A 1421-nucleotide genomic window follows, 5' to 3' on the forward strand; every position below is an offset into this window, starting at 1 on the left:
TCGATGTGCTTCCCGTCAAGCCTAATTCCATCTTATTTAATAAAAACGGATTTTTATGTGTTAATTAATGCGGGTGGCGGGTGAATTCACTGTCTGGTGATGATCTGAGTCCAATTGCCGCGATAAAATTGCGTTATGCTTCTACAGAGGAAGCGATTTAAACTACAATATACAGATGTCTTAGTTATACCTATCCCAAGCCGGAGATTCTTGGATGCCCTCAGTTGATGACCTCGTTGCGACCGCGAGGCGTAACGAAATAATCGCTCGTAACCTCTTCGATATAGAAGTTGCGATTATGAACATTACTCGTTGTTCGGACTTCTTTATGGCGCTGGTGTCGCTGGTGCAGGAAAAGTTCGAAATCGAGCATGTGTGGACGGTTTTGACGGAAACGCCTTCTAACGCTCATCTGATTGATACTTTGCGCGAAGCTGAGCGTAAAGCTGATAAAGAAGCGCCTGTCATTCTGCGCACAGTGAGTATGGTGGATTTTCTAGGAGCGACTCAGAGTGTCCGAGAGCCAATTTTGGTTAGTCGTGACATCAAGCGCTATCACTCGCTCATGCCTATTGAAGTGAAACGCAATGCCGAGCCTCACGGTGTTCGTTCGCTGGCTGTATTGCCTATTGTGATTGATAGCAAGGTTGTAGGGGCTTTGATGCTGGGTTCAAACTCCGCCGAGCGCTATAGCCCGAGCAAAGATAGCTTCTTTCTGAAGCAGTTGTCTGTAAAAGTCTCTTTCTCGCTAGCGGGTGTATGGGCAAGAGAAAGGATTAGCTTTTTGGCAACGCGAGATCCGCTTACTTTATTACGTAATCGTAGAGAGTTAGAGGAAACGCTTGATCAAGAGTTAAGTCGTCATGCGCGCCAGAAAGAAGATTTGGCGGTCATGTTTATCGATTGTGATGATTTCAAGATAGTCAACGATACCTGCGGTCATGACTGTGGTGATAGTTATCTCAAGCATGTTGCACATCATCTGAATGAGTTAACACGAAAGAGTGATTTGGCATTCCGCTTTGCTGGTGATGAGTTTGTCGTGTTGCTGCCTCATCAGCGCCAAGAAGGCGCTGATATTATTGCAGGGCGTATTCGCGAGCATCTCTTGAATACGCCTCTCAGAGTCGAGGATAAGGTAATTCCTGTTGTGATTAGTTATGGCGTGATTTCGACAGAATCAATGGATCGAGTCGACTCTAAAATGATGCTTAAAATAGCCGATGAGCGGCTTTATGAAATGAAGCGTCAGAAACCTTCCAAACGAGTAAGTGTTCCTGAAACCCAGGATAATGTCGTGGTTGCCAAGGCTGGCCTGGTGAGTACCGACTAATACTCGCCAAGCTGTCGGTTTTATAGGCTTTTCAATTGCGAACTTTCTGTTCGGTACTGCCCTGGTGTCATACCGGTCCAACTTTTAA

The 1421-nt window shown here is 45.7% G+C and carries 1 protein-coding gene; it reads left to right on the plus strand.

What is annotated here, in order from left to right; genetic code table 11:
* Positions 1-214 precede the first annotated feature (214 nt).
* On the plus strand, positions 215-1333 hold the full coding sequence (locus tag A3763_RS11890; RefSeq protein ID WP_068516496.1) for a sensor domain-containing diguanylate cyclase: 1119 nt from the start codon (positions 215-217) through the stop codon (positions 1331-1333).
* The last annotated feature ends 88 nt before the right edge of the window (positions 1334-1421 follow it).

This window comes from Oleiphilus sp. HI0128, from assembly GCF_001635365.1.

Coding starts and splice junctions, on each gene's coding strand:
- A3763_RS11890 (WP_068516496.1), top strand. CDS start 215: ATGCCCTCAGTTGATGACCTCGTTGCGACCGCGAGGCGTAACGAAATA.